Raw genomic sequence first — 13,374 nt, 5'->3', positions numbered from 1 at the left:
CGGACCGGCCGAGGGGGCCAGGTGATCGTTGGCGATTGGACGTGCACGGAGGTCAAGGCTTTACGCGAGGCCTTGCGGCAGACTCAGGAGGAGTTCGCTGAAACGCTCGGCTACACGATCCATGCGGTCCAGAAGTGGGAGAACCTTCCTGCGGGCCGAAAACTCGCCAGGCTCAAGACTGTCGAGGACATGGAGGGCCAGCTCGCGCGGCTCGACCCAGTGCAACACGAGCGGTTCCAAAGTGCCTTGGCCCGTTTGTATTCCGGACCGCTCACGAGGGATCGCGCCGCGGAACTCGAGAGCGAGGAAGTGGTCGACGTGAACCGCCGGGAGTTTGGAAAGGTGCTTGCCGGGGCCTTGATGGCAGAGTCCCTGCACATCGGACACGGTGACGCGCGCCGTATCGCGGTGTATGTCAATCTCATCGAGGACGAGGCGCGAAGGGTGGGCGGGGCCCCGCTCGTTCGGGCCGTCGTGGCCCAGTCCGAGCAAGCCTTGCGCGTGCTCGACACCGTGACGTTCGGCAATTCCGAAGCGGAAACGATCTACCTCTCGGCGGTCGGCCATTTGGCGGCCGCGGCGTCATGGCTGGCTTTCGACTCGACCCTGCTCGCTCAGGCCAGACGATCGGCGAACGACGCGTTCGCGGTCGCCAACCAGGCGGGAGACGACGACGTGACCGTCCATTCGTGCATGGTTCGCTCGTTGGAGACACTCGCGCTGGCCAAGACCGGCGAGGGCAGTCCGCAGTACGCGCTGCGCCTGACTGGCCTCGCGCGAAACCTGTTGCGCGGACGTCCCCCGGCCCGCATTCATGCACTGGTCGCGACGCGGGAAGCCCAGGCACACGCTCAGCTGGGCGACCGCGAGCGGTTCGTCCGCGCTATCGCGGTTGCGTGGCGCGAGATGGAGCAGGCCGCCGACTACGAGCCGATCGAGCAGTGCCCGGTGTGGCTTCAATTCGTCTCACGCAGCGAGATCAAATTTCACGAGGCCCGCGGATACGAACGGCTCGGTGACACCGCCACCGCCGTCGAGCTTTTCAGCGCGATGGAACGCGGTGCGGGCAGGAACGCCGTGTTCTACCGAGCGCGCAAGGCCGCGATCCTGGCAGGTGGTGGCGATCTCGCCGCCGCGGTCGCCGAAGGGGTGCAGGTGCTCGACCAGCTTGAGCAGGGTCTCAGCTCGCCGAGGACGATCACGGTGCTCGAGCCGATCCGTACCGCCGCCGACAAGCTGCCGACCGATGAAGAGTTCTGCCAGCGGTTCGACGCGGTATCGAGCAAGGTAGGTGTATGAGCGCCAACGTAATTCAGGGTCTTACCTTCACCCGGTATACCGCTGCGCGGGCTCGTGGTATCCGGGATGTCGTTGAAGCCATCTACCGTGGCGCCTATGTCGACGCGATCGACGCCGGCGACCCATTCGAAGCGCCGGACGCGTTCATGGATCGGTTCGATGCCTACTCCGATCCGCAAGCAGGAGGATTCGAGCTTGTCATCGGCCGGATCGATGGCGAGCCGGTGGGGCAGAGTTGGGGATGGCCGCTGGGCGCCAGTAGTCGCTGGTGGACAAATCTCCACCTGGACACCGGGGACCGCGCGGCGTTCGTGGCCGAGAACGGCCTACGCACGTTCGCCCTCTCCGAGATCATGGTCGCCAAGCCGTACACGGGCCGCGGCATCGCGCGCGCCCTGCACGACGAGATCCTCAGAACTCGCCCGGAAGAGCGCGCGACGTTGCTCGTCGAGCCGGACAATGCCCGCGCATACCGGGCCTATATCAACTGGGGCTGGTCGAAGGTCGGTGTCCTCAAACCCAGCTGGCCGAACGCACCGGTTTTCGACGCCCTGATCCGAGAGCTCCCGACGCGGTAGTGGCTCGATACCGGTCGTCGAGCTCGTGCTCATCCGCTTGGCGCGCAGCGTTGCCGAGCTGGCGCAATCCCGACAACCAACGTCGCTCGGCGGTCATCGGCCGGGTGAATCCGAGATTGCCGGAACGCGATAGGAGTCCACATCACTGATCGGGAAGCGTTGCCGGGCACACGGTTGGCTGAACCGTTCGATCAGTTCGTGGAGTGGACGCCGCTCTGATTCAGTCGAGGTGAGAGGGTGTGGGGGCCGCTGCCTGGCATACGTGCCAACGACTTTCGTGCCGACCAGCCCGATCTCGACCTCGGCGCCCGTCGGGAGCCCGTCGTGATCCCGACGCTGGTGTCGCCGCAGTCGCCGTGGCAGGAACTGCTTCACGGCCCGATCGCTTCGCCGCTTCCTCCGCCGCTCCGTCCGTTGGGCGTCGTATACGGCGTGTCGACGGTCGGAGATGGCGGCCGGATCGTGGATCGGCAGGCAATCAGTTGGCTACTGACCATTCACGAAACCACACCCTAACTCTCGTACGAGAACCTCGCCCGCTCGGCCGTTTCCATCAGTGCAAGAAATTCATCGCTGTTCATATGGATCAGCGACTCGTGATCACCGGCCTCGAAATACACCTCAGGCTGCTGTGCAAGGCTCTCGTCGAGGAAGGTTTGCATCCCATAGGCCATGCACACGGGCGGCAACGCACCCACAGCGCAATCTTCGAACCGCTCGCGCAGCTCGACTTCCTTCGCGAGCACGAGATGGCGCCCGGTCTTTTCCCAGAGGTCGGACAGCCGCACGGCGTGTGTCGTCGACAGCACCGCCGCGACGTAGCCGTCGTCGTCTTCGAGCAGGACCGTCTTCGCGAGGCGATCGCGCGGAATATGCGCGGCCGCGGCCGTCTCCAGGCTCGAATGGCTGTATGGATGATGAACGATCTCGTACCGCGAGGACTTCTGGCGCAGGCAGTCCTGCAGAGTAGCGGATATCGACATGGCACACCTCACGAGTTCGCAGGATCGATTGAGGATCGATCGCATTCATTCCGAACGATGGGCTTCGACTCGCCCGTTGGGCGCCTCGCTCGGTGACACGCCGTCAGTCGCGTGAGGGGTCGCAATCCAACGGCGGGTTTGTCCACCCGGCATTGTTGGTGGTTGTTCGCGCGCAGGCCGATCAAGCGGAGTCGGCCGTCACCAGCATAAGCGCGTATCTGCTCGGATACATTCTCAGCTGGATAGGACTGTTGTTGGACCGGATGCCTCGAGCGACCCAGCGACTATGGCTTGACCAGCGATGATGTCGGAGTATTGGGCCCTGACGAAACGAGAGTTTCGGCCCGTTGTGCCTGGTTCCCTGTCGCGGGCCGTGCTGTATCAAAGGTTGAAAACAGGTCAGTGCTGATCGGCGGCGGGCAGAACCCAGCGATTCGCGGCGCACTGGTAGCGCAGGTAGGCGGCCGGGAGCCGATCGCGACCGCCGCCGCAGCCACGACCAGCGGCGTGCCGTGGTCAGTTGGTGACGGTGTCGGCGCGCAGGGAGTTGTAGACGGTTTCGCGGCTGATCATCGGTATCGGCGGATGGTACGAGCACCGATGCCGGTGACTATTTCGTAGTGGATGGTGTCGAGAGCATCTGCCCAGTCCTGGGCGGTCGGCTCACCGCGCACGTGTGAGCCGAACAGTATCGCGGTGTCCCCTTCGCGGATCTGGGTGTCGGGTCCGAGGTCGATGATCGCCTGGTCCATGCATACTCGCCCGACGCCTGGGTATCGCTGTCGGCCGAGGTGTACGTCGAAGCGTCCGCTCAATGCCCGGGGTAGCCCGTCGGCGTATCCGATGGGGAGCAGGGCGATGGTGGTGTCGCGAGGCGCGATCCACTGATGCCCGTAGGAGACGCCTTCTCCCGCTGCCAGTTTCTTCACCAACGCGACCCGGGTGCGCAGTGTCATTGCCGGCCGTAAGCCGAATGTTCCGTGGTGGGGAATCGGTGAGAGCCCGTAGGTGGCGATTCCGGGACGGACCATGTCGAATCGCAGGTCCGGGCGGGTGAGGGTGGCCGCGGAGTTGGAAAGGTGCACCACTTCCGGAATCAGCTTGTGCCGCTTGGCTTGTGCGACAGCTTCGGTCAGCCGATCTCGTTGCAGATCGATTGTCCGGTGGTGCGGTTGGTCGGCGTGGGCGAGGTGGGAGAAGATCCCGCGCAGCCGGACGGCCCCGTCGGTGCGTGCACGTGCCGTGGCGGTCAGTGTTCGATCGAGTTCGCTGGGTGCGACGCCGTTGCGGTTGAGTCCGGTGTCGACTTTGATCGACACGGTCGCGGTGGTGCCGGTGCGGTGGGTCGCGGCAACGACCGCCGCCAGGTGGCGTGGGGATGAGACCCCCAGTTCCACGTCGGCGGCGATGGCGGCATCGAAGTCCGCGTCGATGGTGTGCAGCCAGCACAGGATCGGGGCGTCGATCCCGGCGTGGCGCAATTGCAGTGCTTCGGCCACTGTCGTGACTCCCAGCTCTGTCGCTCCCGCCGCCAGCGCGGTCCGCGCCACCGGTACGGCGCCATGGTTGTAGCCGTCGGCTTTGACCACGGCCATCACCGATGCGCCGCCCGCGTGGTCGCGCAGGACATCGATGTTGTGGGTGATCGCGTCCAGGTCGATGACTGCCTCGATGTGAGCGCGAGTCGTGCAGGGCGGACTGGTCATCGGTTGGCACCTCCCGCATTCGGTTCGGTGACGCTGCTGCGTTTGCGCAGTTCCTCCATGACCAGGTATCCGGCGCAGACCAGCAGCGTCCACACCACCCCGACCACGATCGCGGTGCGGCCATCGGCGCTGAAGAACAGCAGCACGACAACGAGTCCGAGGAAGGCCAGTGCGGCCGCGTTGGTCAGCGGTGCACCCGGCAGCCGATAGTCGCTGGCCGCTAGCTCACCGCGCCGCACCCGAGCCCGGTATCCCAGGTGGCAGACCAGGATCATGCTCCACACGAAGATGATGCCGATGGTGCTCACCGAGGTGATGTAACCGAATGCCTTGTCCGGTGAGACGAGGTTGACCACCACTCCGATCACCATCATCGCCGCCGACGCCGCGATACCCGCGTACGGCACATGCCGTCGACTCAGGCCGGAAAGCTGAGCCGGGGCGTCTTGTCGCAGCGACAGGCTGCGCAGCATGCGCCCGGTGGAGTAGATGCCCGAGTTGCAGGACGACAACGCGGCGGTGAGCAGCACGAAGTTGATCAGTCCCGCCGCGCCCGGGATGCCGATCTGCTCGAACACCTCCACGAACGGGCTCTTGCCGGCGTGGAACTGCCTCCAGCTCACCACCGACAGGATCACCAGCAGCGCGCCGACATAGAACAGCGCGATGCGCAGCGGCAGCGTGTTGATCGCCCTGCGCAGGGTGCGTTTCGGATCGCGTGCCTCACCGGCGGTGACACCCACCAATTCCACACCGACGTAAGCGAATACCACGATCTGCAGCGCCAGCAAGGACGTGCCGAAGCCGTGTGGGAACACTCCGCCGTCGGCCCACACGTTGGTCACCGTCGACTGCGTGGTGTGACCGAAACCGAAGATCAGTACTCCGATGCCGATGACGATCATGGCCACGATGGCGGTGACCTTGATCGCCGAGAACCAGAACTCTCCTTCGCCGAAGAGCGTCACCGAAATGAGGTTCGCCGCGAGCAGCACGGCGAGCACCGCCAGCGCGGTCACCCACTCCGGTACGGCGAACCAATATTTGACGTACTTTCCGGCAGCGGTGATTTCGGCCATGCAGGTGCTCACCCACACCGCCCAGTAGGTCCAGCCGGTCACGAAACCTGCGAAGCGGCCGAGGAATTCGTTGGCGTACTCGGCGAAGCTGCCCGCGACCGGTCGATAGGTCAGCAGCTCGCCCAGCGCCCGCATGATCACGAATATCGCCAGGCCGGCGGCCAGGTAGCACAGGATGAGCGCCGGGCCGGCCTGTTCTATGGCGCCGCCTGAGCCGTAGAACAGGCCCGTGCCGATCGCACCGCCGATCGCGATCATCTGGATGGTGCGCGGATTGAGCCCGCGCGAATATCCCTCGGCGTCCTCGGGTGCGACCGGTTGCGTGGCGGCGCTGGGGTCTGCGGTGTCTCGTCCCTCGAGAGTCACGGGAAGCTCCTTCCGTCTTTCCGCAGCCGTGATCAGCCGACCAGGCTCTTCGCTGTGTAGCCGTGGGCCTCGGCGATGGATTCGGACAACAAGAGGCCCCGATGGGTGCTCAGACCGTTGGCCAGCCCGGGATCGTTGACGACTGCCTCGCTCCATCCCTGCTCGGCCAGTGACACCACGTACGGGAGCGTGGCGTTGGTGAGCGCAATGGTCGCGGTGTGGGGTACGGCCCCGGGCATGTTGGCGACGCAGTAGAACACCGACTCGTGCACCCGATAGGTCGGATCGGCGTGCGTGGTCGGGTTGGAGTCGGCGAAGCAGCCGCCCTGATCGATGGCGATGTCGACCAGGACCGATCCCGGCTTCATCTGTGCCACAAGGTCGTTCGATATCAGTCGTGGCGCTCTCGCACCCGGCACCAACACCGCGCCGATCACGAGATCGGCCTCGCGGATGCGGGTTTCGAGCTCCAATGTGTTGGACACGACCGTGCGAACCCGGCCTCGGTACAGGTCGTCGATCACCCGCAGCGCAGCGAGATTCACATCGAACACGGTGACCTCCGCGCGCATGCCATCGGCCACCGCGATGGCATTGCGGCCGGCCACCCCCGCGCCGATCACGACGACCTTCGCCGGGCGCGTGCCCGGCACACCACCCATCAACACACCCCGCCCACCGCTTTGACGCATCAGATGATAGGCACCGGCCTGCGGCGCGAGTCGTCCCGCCACCTCGCTCATCGGCGCCAGCAAGGGCAACGACCCGTCCCGGGCGGTAACCGTCTCGTAGGCGATCGAGGTGATCCCCGAAGCCAGCATCGCGTCCGTGCATTCCCGCGACGCGGCCAGATGCAAGTACGTGAACAGCAACTGTCCTTGCCGCATACGCGAATACTCCTGCGCTACAGGCTCTTTCACCTTCAGCACCAGATCGGCCGCCGCCCACACCTCGTCGGCCGACTCCACTACCTGCGCTCCCGCGCACGTATATGCCGAGTCACCGAACGCCGAGCCGGCACCTGCCCCCGACTCGATGAACACCTCGTGTCCTCGCGAAGTCAGCTCGTGTACCCCCGCGGGCGTGCAGGACACCCGGTACTCGTGATTCTTGATCTCTCGGGGAATTCCGATCCTCAAAACAGCTCCTGAACCTCTGCACTCGACCTGTGGATTGGGTGAACCGGGGCACTGTGACGTGGGCCACCGACGGCGTCGAGTATGGAAGAAGATTAGGAAAATGCGCAATATTTACGAATATAATTCTCAAAATCGATAAGTATGTCAGTTGAATATTCGCTCCACGGTCTGGAGCTGTGTCGATTCCGAAGCATCTTCGGCAGTCGGGAGGTCCACCGAGGTGACCTGCGACGATTGGCAGTACTGCAACGAGATTCAGGTGAGTGGGTGGCCGCGGCGTCGGTAGTGGGACAGCCGGGCTGGGTGTTGTCGGCGGCGTCGCCATCGTGACCAGGCCATCGGCGCGGCGTTCGCCGACTCCGAATCCCAAGGGCGAGTACGAGATCGCCTACCACCTCGGACGTGAGGTCCAGGCCGGCGAAAGGTCGCGGTAGCGAGACCGGACCCGAGATTCAGGTCAACCGCACACCCACACCGAAGTCGTGCCATCGAGGAGTGCCGATAGCGGACATTCTGCACCGCAACAGGTTCCGGCCGTCAGCGCCCCGCGCTGGTCGGTTCGGTCAGCGCGGTATGCGGCACAACAGTGCGGTCGGGAGGGGGCGACGTCGGTGTGGGTGTCTGCTGGGCTGGTCCGGCGAAGCGGAGGCTTGGTCACCGACCCCGGAACTGGTCGAGGTTTTCGACGGTGACCGGCTCGACCCCTTCGGCCGGCGGCAGTTCGAACCCGAACACCTGGCCGTAGAAACTCAGTTAGGCGTCGAGGGCGCGGCGGATGTTCTCCGCGCGGCGGAAACCATGCTGCTCGCCTTCGAAGACCAGGAAGGCCACCGGGACCCGCTGCGCCCGCAGCGCCTCGACGATCATCTCCGATTGATTGGGCGGCACCACTTCGTCCTCGCTGCCCTGCAGCACGATCAGGGGCTTGCGGAGCCGGTCGACGTGATGGATCGGCGACCGCTCGCGGTAGATGTCGCGCCGGGCTGGGTATTCCCCGACCAGCCGGTCGAGGTATCGACTTTCGAACTTGTGTGTTTCGACAGCGAGCGCCTCGAGGTCGGCGACTCCGAAATGATCGGCACCGGCGGCGAACGGGGTGTCGGTGCGGGCCAGCGCTGCGAGCGTCGTGTAACCGCCTGCCGAGCCGCCGCGAATGGCGAGCCGTCGCGAATCGACCCGGCCGTGCTCGCCGAGCCAGCGGGCCGCGGCGATGCAGTCGGCCACATCCACCACTCCCCACGCGCCCTCGAGCAGGTCACGGTAGTTGCGGCCGTATCCGGTCGAGCCGCCGTAGTTGACATCGACGACTGCGAATCCGCGGCTGGTCCAGTATTGGGCCTGCAGCGACAGCATGGGCACCGCGGAACCGGTCGGGCCGCCGTGAATCACGACCAACAGCGGCGGCAGTTCCCCGGCCGGGCCGCGGTAACGGCTGCTCGCGGGTGGGTAGAACAACGCGTGCCCGGTCCGTGGCGCGCCCGTGCCGTCCACCGAGGCAAATGAGATCGGCTCGGGCACCGAGACCGAATCGGGGTCCAGGCCCAGTTCCCGCGGTGGGCGCAAGGTCTCGACATGTGGAGTGCCGTCGACGAATTCGATGCGATACACACCGAGTTCGGTAGCCGCAGTGGCCGCCACCATGACGACGGCGGCCGCACCAGCACGCTCGATCGCGGAGATCGCGGAGAAGGGCAGGTCCAGGTCGGCGACCGAGCCATCGGGCCGGCGTATTCCGAGGCCGTCGTAGCCGTCGCTCCACCGGGCGAACACGATGCTCCCGTCGTCGAGCACGGCGTAGCGGGCCGATCCCAATTGCCAAGCGGGCATACCGATCTCGGCCTTCAACTCGATCATCGGTGCGACCGTGCCGTCGGGTGTCCAGCGGTAGAGATTCCACCACCCGGTGCGGTCGGAGAGGAACAGCAACGACCCGTCGGCCTGCCAGCGCGGTTCCAGTACCGATTCTCCCGGCCCGCCGGCGACAACGGTGTCGACGCCGGTCGTGAGATCACGCACCCGCAGGACGGTGTCATCCCACGGCATGGACGGGTGGTCCCACGACACCAGCGCAAGTGAGCCCCCGTCCGGGCTCAGCCGGGGTGCGACGACGAAATCGGGTCCGCTCACCAGCACCTCCGGCAGCGACGCGCGGTCCGCGAACAGCCGCACGATCTCGTTGCGCACATCGATCGCGCCGCGCCCACCTGCCGGATGGCTCTCGCGGACGGCCACGACGGCGGTGCCGTCGGGGGCGAGTTCGCCGTCTCCGTAACGGAGGCCGCGGGGCTCGGCGGGGACCGGGGTCAGCGGGACCGGCCCGCCACCGGGCGCGAGCCGGTACAGCCGCTGGTCGGCCCAGTTGGCGAACCAGAGCACGCCGTCGTGAACCCACCACGCCGCGCCGCCGTATTCGTGCACCGCTGTGCGCGCGTCCATACCCTCCGGCAGCAGATCGGTGACGGTCCCGTCGGCATTGCGGCGCACGATCTGAGTCCGGCCACCCTCCGTGGGACGTCCCTCCGACCAGTAGATATCGGTCCCGTCCACCCGCACCTCCCCCAGCCGCACCGCGGCCGTGACGACGAATTCGGAGGTGATGGGAGTGGGCCATGATCCGAAGGGAAACTCTGAAATGGTCACCGGCCCAGGCTAGTCACCGTCAGCCAAACGAGATCGAACGACGCGAGGCACAGCATCCGCTCATCGGCTACTTAAGACTGGTGGTAGGACTTGATCCCGGCCAGGATCGGTCCCAGGTACCCGGTGGGGAGCTCTCTAATCGGCTGCCCGCCAGCAGTATCGGTGTGGCTCGCTAATGGCTTGCGTCCCACCGGGTTACCGTGCGGGTGTGGCTGGAAGGGGTCTGCTCCGGCTCGAAGTAGCGGTGCCTTCTCGCACGGATACCTGTCCGTCGATCTGGAAGGGATACCGATGCCGGTCATCATCGGAATGGACCCGCACAAACGCTCGGCCACCATCGAAATCATCGACTCGAACGCGACGATCCTCGCTACCGGCCGTTACGGCACCGATACCGCCGGATACGACGAAATGCTGACCGCCGCACAACGATTCCCGCAGCGTGTGTGGGCGATCGAGGGATGCAACGGTGTCGGCCGGCATGTGGCGCATCGGCTGGTCGCCGACGGGGAAACCGTCATCGACGTCCCCGCGAAACTGTCAGCGCAGGTGCGGGTGTTCGCCACCGGCAACGGCCGCAAAACCGACCCGGTCGATGCGCATTCTGCCGCGCTGGCAGCATTGCGGTCACCGAATCTGCGTCGTATACAAGCCGATCCGGAACTGGTCGCGTTGGATCTGCTGGTCGATCGTCGAGACGAGCTCGGTCGCTCCCGCACCGAACTGCTCAACCGGATCCACCGGCTGCTGCTGGAGTTGATACCCGGTGGCGCCAAGAGGTTCCCCTCCGCGATGCAGGCCCGCGCCCTGGCCGAGGCTGTCGAACCCGGCGATGCCGCGGCCACAGTCCGGCTGCGGCTGGTGACAGAGCTGATCGACGATCTCGAGGCCTCGACCGGAAAATCAACCATGTCCTGCACATCATGGCCGTGGTCCAACTACGAAACCCGACCTCAGAACACCGATCCTTCGGACAAGCCACAACCCGGACTCACCACCACCCAGCCTAACCAACTACAAACCGCCTCTTGACATAAAGGGGAGCCTACTTCTCGCACGGCTATCCCTCACGGGCCAACTCCTCGTCCGCGAACACCCGCGTCGCCACGAACCCCAACCTCCAGCACGCCGATCAACCCTCATCGGCAGCCAAGCCAAGCACCAACCACCCCACCGCGCACCCCCGAACGCGAACCTCTGCTCTACCAGCCCACTACGCCATATCCGCCCGAAAATCGGCCGATACTACGGCGACCCCAGGTCGCCCCCGGCCGCCCGCGCAAGCGGACGGGTCAACCCGATGCCCTTGGTTGCGTTGTCGGCCCACCTGTCCACGATGCGCAGGTACTTGTACAGCTCGGCGCTGGTCGGGTTCCAACCGCCTTGGTCGGCAATGGTTTTCACGTCGTGGCCTGCTTTTGCGGGCCTCGGTTGCCAGTCCGGCGCGCAAGCTGTGGCCGGTGCAGTACGGGACTCCGGCGGCTTCCGCTGCGCGGGTGACCACCTCGCCACATGCCCGCGGTGACATCCGCGCGTCGCTGAGGTTGCCGTGTCGGTCGATAGGCCGGAACAGCGATTTGTCGGAAAGGCCGGCGGCCTCGATCCAGGTCCGCACTGCACGAACCGGGCAGGTTCCGGGGTTGGTTCCTCGGTCTACGGCGGCCTCGCGCGCTCCAGTCTTGCCGTAGCGGATGGTGACGGCCAGGCCCTCGGCGTGCTCGACTACATCGGTTACGTCCAGGGCGGCGAGATTGGACCGGCGTGCGGCGATGGCAAATCCGAGCAGCACGATTGCGCGGTCTCGGTGCCCGGCCAGGTTCGGCGGCAGTGCCGCGCAGATCCGCCGCAGGTCCGCCACGGTTGCCGCCGGGGCCTGCCCTCGGCCGCGTGGCGTGTTGGCCTCGGCCAGCTCGCGGCGGTAGTTGGTGAGCGTCTGACGGGCGGCGCTGATGGTCTGCTTGGGTACCTCGATGCCGCAGTGCTGGCGCAGGGTCATGATGACGCCGTAGAGGCGGCGTTCTGCGATGGCCGGGCCAGCTCGCGGCGCTCGTGCCAGGCCATGAACGCAACGAATACGCCCATGTTCGTGACGGTCGGCGGCACTGGCGAGCCGTGCGGATCTTTCTCGGCCAGAGTGGAATTCAGATCCTCGAGGAATCGCAGCCACGCGCGCCAGTCGGCGCGGTACGCCTGCTCGGTGTTCCGGATCGGGCGGTCATACTCGGCGGCCGCCGCGTCCAGCGCTGCCAGCCGATCCGCCAGCGCGAGATCCGCCAGCCCGCGCGCCCGGGCCGGAACGATATCGGTCACGCCCGGATCGTAGAGACCGGCACCGACACGAACCTCACGTGCGATGATGAGCGATGTTGCGCAACGCATGCCGGGAGCTGGCGAGGGCGTGGTCACGGCCGGACGCCAGTAAGTAGTTCCTCCCTTTGGGATGGCCGCCGTGTGGGCGGACCTGGGCACAACGCGCCGTAACTGCTTCAGGCTCGCGTCAGGCTGTGCCGACGCCGGGAGCCGGAACGTGAGGCGGCCGGTCACAACCCATCATCCGTACAGGCGGCCGGGGTTCCGGCCGTCAGGGTTTGATGCCCGACCGCCGCAATCAGGAAGGTACGACCATGGGCAAGGGAAGCGGTACACCGATGGATCGCGAGGCGGCCGAACGGATCACGGATGGAGCCGAGCGTGATCCCGACAGCCCCACCGCTACAAGCGGATTCGCCGATAGGGCGGAGGAAGCCGCCAAACGAAATGAGGGCGACGAGTAGACAGATGCCCGGCGGGCGGCAGGGCATGCCGCCCGCCCCTAGCATCGTTCATCTCGCATGAAAGCTCTTGCGGCCGTGGGCTATTGCCACGGGTCGATAGTGGGTACTCCGGCTGCCTCGAACGGTGAGGTGTCGCGGGTGGCGACGGTGAAGCCTGCGGCGGCCGCGGTGGCGGCAATCATGCCGTCGGCGGTGGCGATGGCCGATCCGGTGGCGCGGGCGGCGGACATCAGGCGTGCGTATTCCGCAGTGGTCTCGAGGTCATACGGCAGGATGCGCCCGTCGAACAGTGGCAGTGTGTCTTTCTCGAGTCGTGCGGTCAGCAGGTCGCGGCGGCGGCCGGCGGGCAGGATGGACAGGCCGTAGCGCAGCTCGCCGACGGTGACGGCGGTCAGGTAGAGGGTTTCGAAGCTCTGGGCGTCGAACCAGGCGAGCACCTGCGGGTTCGGGGCGCTGCCCATGGGTTCGCTGATGACGTTGGTGTCCAGGATGATCACTCGGGGAACTCCATGGGTTCGTGCGGGGTGCGGTCGCGGTTGTTGAGCAAGGCGTGTTCCTCCTCGGTCAACGGGTCCGCCGCCCAGATCTCGGCCAGCCGCGTGCCGAGCTTGATCCGTTCGGGCGGTTGCACGGCGTCGGTGAGGATGGCGCGCATCTCGGCCTCGATGCTTCGCTCGTGCGCGGCCGCGCGCTGGCGGATCGCGCGGTGTACTTCGTCGCTCAGATTTCGGATCGTCACGTTCTTCATCCGGTATCATCTCCTCTCATCCGCCATCGATGATGTCACAGCGGAGTGCTAAGTCATCGTTG

The 13,374-nt window shown here is 65.9% G+C and carries 14 protein-coding genes; 5 read left to right on the top strand and 9 right to left on the bottom strand.

Annotated elements, in window-relative coordinates; all coding sequences use genetic code 11:
* The first annotated feature begins 21 nt into the window (after positions 1-21).
* The 3 genes from ACQP1O_RS17745 to ACQP1O_RS17735 all read left to right on the top strand — a co-directional run bounded on the left by ACQP1O_RS17745 (position 22) and on the right by ACQP1O_RS17735 (position 2,393).
* On the top strand, positions 22-1,299 hold the full coding sequence (locus ACQP1O_RS17745; protein ID WP_433566864.1) for a helix-turn-helix domain-containing protein: 1,278 nt from the start codon (positions 22-24) through the stop codon (positions 1,297-1,299).
* Complete coding sequence (locus tag ACQP1O_RS17740; RefSeq protein WP_433566863.1) at positions 1,296-1,877, top strand: GNAT family N-acetyltransferase; 582 nt, start codon at positions 1,296-1,298, stop codon at positions 1,875-1,877. Before ACQP1O_RS17745 ends, ACQP1O_RS17740 begins: the two co-directional genes overlap by 4 nt.
* A gap of 237 nt (positions 1,878-2,114) precedes the next feature.
* Entirely contained in the window at positions 2,115-2,393 is a 279-nt protein-coding gene (locus tag ACQP1O_RS17735) for a hypothetical protein (protein WP_433566862.1), read from the top strand.
* Here ACQP1O_RS17735 and ACQP1O_RS17730 read toward each other — a convergent pair.
* The 5 genes from ACQP1O_RS17730 to ACQP1O_RS17710 all read right to left on the bottom strand — a co-directional run bounded on the left by ACQP1O_RS17730 (position 2,390) and on the right by ACQP1O_RS17710 (position 9,790).
* Positions 2,390-2,860, bottom strand: coding sequence for an aminoacyl-tRNA deacylase (locus tag ACQP1O_RS17730; protein WP_433566861.1), 471 nt, complete (start codon positions 2,858-2,860; stop codon positions 2,390-2,392). The two genes, ACQP1O_RS17735 and ACQP1O_RS17730, sit on opposite strands and share 4 nt — an antisense overlap.
* A 569-nt stretch (positions 2,861-3,429) precedes the next feature.
* Positions 3,430-4,566, bottom strand: a complete 1,137-nt coding sequence (gene alr, locus ACQP1O_RS17725; RefSeq protein WP_433566860.1) for an alanine racemase — start codon at positions 4,564-4,566, stop codon at positions 3,430-3,432.
* The gene (locus tag ACQP1O_RS17720) at positions 4,563-6,011 is read right to left on the bottom strand and encodes an amino acid permease (RefSeq protein WP_433566859.1); all 1,449 of its coding nucleotides are present in this window, start codon (positions 6,009-6,011) and stop codon (positions 4,563-4,565) included. Before ACQP1O_RS17720 ends, alr begins: the two co-directional genes overlap by 4 nt.
* A 32-nt stretch (positions 6,012-6,043) precedes the next feature.
* The gene (gene ald, locus ACQP1O_RS17715; RefSeq protein ID WP_433566858.1) at positions 6,044-7,150 is read right to left on the bottom strand and encodes an alanine dehydrogenase; all 1,107 of its coding nucleotides are present in this window, start codon (positions 7,148-7,150) and stop codon (positions 6,044-6,046) included.
* Positions 7,151-7,903: 753 nt separating this feature from the next.
* The gene (locus ACQP1O_RS17710; RefSeq protein ID WP_433566857.1) at positions 7,904-9,790 is read right to left on the bottom strand and encodes a prolyl oligopeptidase family serine peptidase; all 1,887 of its coding nucleotides are present in this window, start codon (positions 9,788-9,790) and stop codon (positions 7,904-7,906) included.
* Positions 9,791-9,880: 90 nt separating this feature from the next.
* On the opposite strand from ACQP1O_RS17710, the gene ACQP1O_RS17705 reads away from it, so the two are divergent.
* Positions 9,881-10,822: an IS110 family transposase gene (locus tag ACQP1O_RS17705; protein WP_433566856.1), complete on the top strand. Its 942-nt coding sequence runs from the start codon at positions 9,881-9,883 to the stop codon at positions 10,820-10,822.
* 181 nt (positions 10,823-11,003) lie between these two features.
* Here the strand turns inward: ACQP1O_RS17705 and ACQP1O_RS17700 are convergent, their stop codons facing one another.
* Positions 11,004-11,786: a tyrosine-type recombinase/integrase gene (locus tag ACQP1O_RS17700; RefSeq protein WP_433566855.1), complete on the bottom strand. Its 783-nt coding sequence runs from the start codon at positions 11,784-11,786 to the stop codon at positions 11,004-11,006.
* Positions 11,783-12,100: a hypothetical protein gene (locus ACQP1O_RS17695; protein WP_433566854.1), complete on the bottom strand. Its 318-nt coding sequence runs from the start codon at positions 12,098-12,100 to the stop codon at positions 11,783-11,785. The genes ACQP1O_RS17700 and ACQP1O_RS17695 overlap by 4 nt, the downstream gene beginning before the upstream one ends.
* 314 nt (positions 12,101-12,414) lie before the next feature.
* Between ACQP1O_RS17695 and ACQP1O_RS17690 the strand changes: the two genes are divergently transcribed.
* Positions 12,415-12,564 carry a hypothetical protein gene (locus tag ACQP1O_RS17690; protein ID WP_433566853.1) on the top strand — a complete coding sequence of 50 codons (150 nt, stop codon included), beginning with the start codon at positions 12,415-12,417 and terminating at the stop codon, positions 12,562-12,564.
* Between the two features lie 80 nt (positions 12,565-12,644).
* Here ACQP1O_RS17690 and ACQP1O_RS17685 read toward each other — a convergent pair whose 3' ends face one another.
* Both ACQP1O_RS17685 and ACQP1O_RS17680 read right to left on the bottom strand, forming a co-directional pair.
* Positions 12,645-13,061, bottom strand: a complete 417-nt coding sequence (locus ACQP1O_RS17685; protein WP_433566852.1) for a type II toxin-antitoxin system VapC family toxin — start codon at positions 13,059-13,061, stop codon at positions 12,645-12,647.
* Complete coding sequence (locus tag ACQP1O_RS17680) at positions 13,058-13,312, bottom strand: FitA-like ribbon-helix-helix domain-containing protein (protein WP_433566851.1); 255 nt, start codon at positions 13,310-13,312, stop codon at positions 13,058-13,060. Before ACQP1O_RS17680 ends, ACQP1O_RS17685 begins: the two co-directional genes overlap by 4 nt.
* Positions 13,313-13,374 lie beyond the last annotated feature (62 nt).

The sequence above is a fragment of the Nocardia sp. CA-151230 genome (genome assembly GCF_050942175.1).
Lineage (GTDB): Bacteria > Actinomycetota > Actinomycetes > Mycobacteriales > Mycobacteriaceae > Nocardia.
The sequence above is the reverse complement of the archived record's forward strand: the minus strand, read 5'-3'. Positions and strand labels throughout refer to the sequence as shown.

Coding starts and splice junctions, on each gene's coding strand:
- ACQP1O_RS17680 (WP_433566851.1), bottom strand. CDS start 13,312: ATGAAGAACGTGACGATCCGAAATCTGAGCGACGAAGTACACCGCGCG.
- ACQP1O_RS17740 (WP_433566863.1), top strand. CDS start 1,296: ATGAGCGCCAACGTAATTCAGGGTCTTACCTTCACCCGGTATACCGCT.
- ACQP1O_RS17690 (WP_433566853.1), top strand. CDS start 12,415: ATGGGCAAGGGAAGCGGTACACCGATGGATCGCGAGGCGGCCGAACGG.
- ACQP1O_RS17700 (WP_433566855.1), bottom strand. CDS start 11,786: ATGACCCTGCGCCAGCACTGCGGCATCGAGGTACCCAAGCAGACCATC.
- ACQP1O_RS17730 (WP_433566861.1), bottom strand. CDS start 2,860: ATGTCGATATCCGCTACTCTGCAGGACTGCCTGCGCCAGAAGTCCTCG.
- alr (WP_433566860.1), bottom strand. CDS start 4,566: ATGACCAGTCCGCCCTGCACGACTCGCGCTCACATCGAGGCAGTCATC.